Source organism: Limnofasciculus baicalensis BBK-W-15, from assembly GCF_024178385.1.
GTDB classification, from domain to species: domain Bacteria; phylum Cyanobacteriota; class Cyanobacteriia; order Cyanobacteriales; family Coleofasciculaceae; genus Limnofasciculus; species Limnofasciculus baicalensis.
This window is the reverse complement of the sequence record NZ_JAMZMM010000488.1, coordinates 1-3733: the sequence shown is the minus strand read 5'-3', so window position 1 is coordinate 3733 and position 3733 is coordinate 1. Positions and strand designations below refer to the sequence as shown.

Below are 3733 nucleotides of genomic sequence, written 5' to 3'. Positions count from 1 at the left end.
TTATACCAGCCTTGAGCTTCGACAATCACCTTTGGTTTATTATCTCTTGTTGTTTGATTATTACTCCTGACTATATCAGATTCTCTCAGATCGATCAACTCATTATTAGAGCCAATCCGCCAATCTTCCCAAGCCGAATCTCCCTGAAGCGATTCAAATGGTGAAGTCGGCAAACCACCGCGCCCCGTCACGATAAATGAACTCCCAAAAGAAGCTTTACAAAGATTATTGTTCACTAATCTCGCCACATCAACTAAATTTGATGGTAATTCTGTCAATCCTCTGGCAGGATCAATTGATACATTAAGTTTAACTGTACCAGGATTACCAAATTGGGAACTCGCATCAATATCATTAGTGCGATTTCCTTCAATAGCCCGACGTTCCTCAATCCCGAAAATCCCTTGACCTGTAATATTAATTCTACCACCATCCCCACCAAAAGCACTAGCAATAATATCACTACCATTACTCCCGATTGGTGGTAAAATAATCAAAAAATCACTCTCAATATTAATATTCCCCCCATTAGCATTATTAAAAGCTTGAGCGGAAATCAGGCTTTCATCGTTCATCACCAGAACATTTAAACCTGATAAATTAATATTCGCTCCACCTTCCACACCACTAGCACCAGTTTCAGCAGTTAATTTACCTTGGTTTAACCATAAGGAATTTGCCCTAATTGTTAAGTTTCCCGCTTCTCCATCTGGACTACTAACTGTAACTCTTGCCCCATCTGTCACAGACATTCTTCCCGTATTAACAGTTAAATTACCTGCTGTACCACCATTGGTAGCTTCAACGGCTAAACTACCTTCTCCTGTTAAGTTTACAGATTGTGAAGCATTAACAGTTAAGCTTCCGGCTATACCCCTTTGAGTAGATGCCGAAATCATACTATTGTTGACATTTAAAGTCTCTAAGCCTTTCAGAGTAATATCTTCACTAATACCAGAAACGTTAGAAGCCGAAATTTGAGATGCGTCATTCAATCTTAAATCTTGAGTATTAATCCTGACACCCCCAGCTTTACCACCTTCCCCAGTTGCCGCCACCGATAAATTACTATGACTCAGAGATACTGACTCAACTGGATTTGAGCCACTATTAATACTGACACTTCCTGCCTGCCCAGTTTGTGTCGATGCGGATATTTCACTATTGTTAGTTAGTTGTAAGGTATGTAAGCCTTGGAGGGTAATATCTTGACTGACACCAGAAATATTAGAAGCTGATATTTGAGATGCGTCATTCAATCTTAACTCTTCAGCATTAATCCTCACACCTCCAGCCTTACCACCAACTCCTGTCGCTTCAACCGCTAAACGACTATTATTACTCACTTCCACCGAATCAGCCGGATTGGAATTACTATTAATACTTAAACTTCCCGCTACACCAGTCTGAGTTGAAGCTGATATTTCACTATGATTATTAACTCTTAAATTCTCCAGCCCTGATAAAATAATCCCCTCACTCTGACTAGATACATTAGAAGCCAATATCCGTGAATTATTCGATAAAGTCACATCCTGACTATTGACTCGCACTGCCCCAGCTTTACCACTACTAACAGCAGCCGCAGATAATTCCACCCCATCAGTTAAAGTAAATTTGGGAGCAGTCACCAATATATTACCAGCATCACCTGTACTGCGGCTTTCTACTGCTAACCTTCCTTGCCCACTAATATTAATTGCTTCTGGGGCTTTGAGAATTAAATCGCCACCTTTACCACTACCAGAAGTAGAGGCAGATACTTGAGATTGGGGGGCTAAAGTAATATTTAAAGTGGATTCATTTTGATAAGGATTTAGAGTTAATGTTCCCGCCGGAGTTAGTCCTTCAGTTTCGGCAAAGACACCGACAATTCCGGCTAAGTGCATATTGGAGGCATTTAAAGTAATACTGCCACCACCTTCAGTATTAGTAGCAGTATTAGTAGCAGTAGCAGTAATTCTGGCAGTGTCGGAGAGGGTTAAGGTGGGAGTATTAATAATAATGTCACCAGCTTTGCCAGCATTACGAGTTTCCACAGATAAGACTGGGGAAAAATCATCTACACCAATACCCAGATTTACAGCATTATCGGCATTGACTGTAATTGTTCCACTATTACCACTGCCATTAGTTAGGGCAAACACTTTTGCACCTCTGGCAACAGTTAAGGTAGAGGTATCTATTTTAATATCGCCCGCATTTCCAGTTGCGGTGGTTGAGGTAGAGAGTTGGGTTTGTTGGATGTCTATATTGTTGCTGATAATGTCAATTTTTCCAGCTTTACCTGCGCCGGAGGTTTCTGTAGATAGGATACCTTCTCCATTAATTGAGATGGAGTTAGGAGCGGTAATCTTTAAATTGCCCCCAATTCCTTGATTGGAAGTAGAGGCAGAAATAGATGTTCCTGATGCTAGGTTAATATTGAGGTTTTGTTCATTTTTAATGGTAATATCTCCGGCATTGCCGGAACTTGTGGTGGTGGTGGCAATATTAGCACCGTTTTGTAGGGTTAATGATGGGGTGTTGAGAGTAATTTTTCCGGCATTGCCTTGATTAGTGGTTCCGGCAAATAGTCCGCCGCGTTGAGATTGGTTTTGGTATTCATATACACCTTGGAATGCGATCCCGACTCCGGCATTAATGGCGATATCTCCTGCGTTTCCGATGTTGCTAGTATTACTGGTAATTTGACTATTATTGAATGTGACTAAACCTGGACTGGTGAGGGTGACTTTTCCCGCATTATCGGAACCTTTAGTGTCACTTTCAATGGAAGTATCGTTGAAAGTGAGATTGCCTACACTGGTGATATTGACATCGCCAGATTGTCCTTCACCACCAACATCTAAGGTTATAGTTTCACCAGTAAATGGGTTTTGCACTTCCACCTGCTTGCTAGTGAGGATGCGGGTATTAGTAACTGATAAATCGCCAAATCCATTGATGGCAACCTCTCCAGCTTCATTTGAAGAGGATAGGGTTAAGATTTCGAGGTTTGTTATATTGTTTTGAGCTTCTAGGGTAACTTTTCCACCATTTCCTGCTGTTCCTGACTGAGAGAGAGCAAAGGAAGAAAGAAGTGAGTTACCAGAATTTCCGATAATATTTCCACCTCTAGCGGTGACGGAAATTGCTCCACCATTTCCAGCATTTCCAGATGGTGAGTAGGATAACGATGTCAAAGAATCGTTGATAGTGATATTACCAGAGTCAGAGAACAGAGAAATTTCTGCCCCATTCCCGGCATTCCCAGATTTCGAGTACGAGTACGAGTCGAACCCACGCTTGGTAGTAATATCACCAGAGACAGAAGACAGGGTTATCGCCCCCCCATTTCCCGCATTTCCAGAGTCCGAGAACGAGGTCGAGTCAAAATAAGATTTGATAGTAATATCACCCTCGCCAGAGGAGAGAGTAATCGCTCCCCCATTCCCACTATTCCCAGATCCCGAGTTCGAGTACGAGTCAAAATTTTTGGTAGTGATATCACCAGAGACAGAGGAGAGAGTTATCGCCCCTCCATTCCCGCTATTCCCCAATTCCGAGGTCGAGATTGAGCCCAAAGGCTTGTTGATAGTGATATCACCAGAGACAGAGGAGAGAGTAATCGCCCCCCCATTCCCGCTATTCCCAATTTCCGAGGTCGAGATTGATCCCAAAGTCTTGTTGATAGTGATATCACCAGAGACAGAGGAGAGAGTAATCGCCCCCCCATTCCCGCTATTCCCAA

At 42.4% G+C, this 3733-nt stretch carries 1 protein-coding gene and 1 pseudogene; one reads left to right on the top strand and one right to left on the bottom strand.

Going from position 1 to position 3733, the window contains the following annotated elements; all coding sequences use genetic code 11:
* Window positions 1–3185: beta strand repeat-containing protein (locus NJ959_RS27060; RefSeq protein ID WP_373693721.1), on the bottom strand; the 3185-nt coding region annotated here is incomplete at its 3' end.
* Window positions 3186–3384: 199 nt separating this feature from the next.
* Here NJ959_RS27060 and NJ959_RS27055 point away from each other — a divergent pair.
* Window positions 3385–3733, top strand: a pseudogene (locus NJ959_RS27055) (hypothetical protein); the annotation flags it as partial.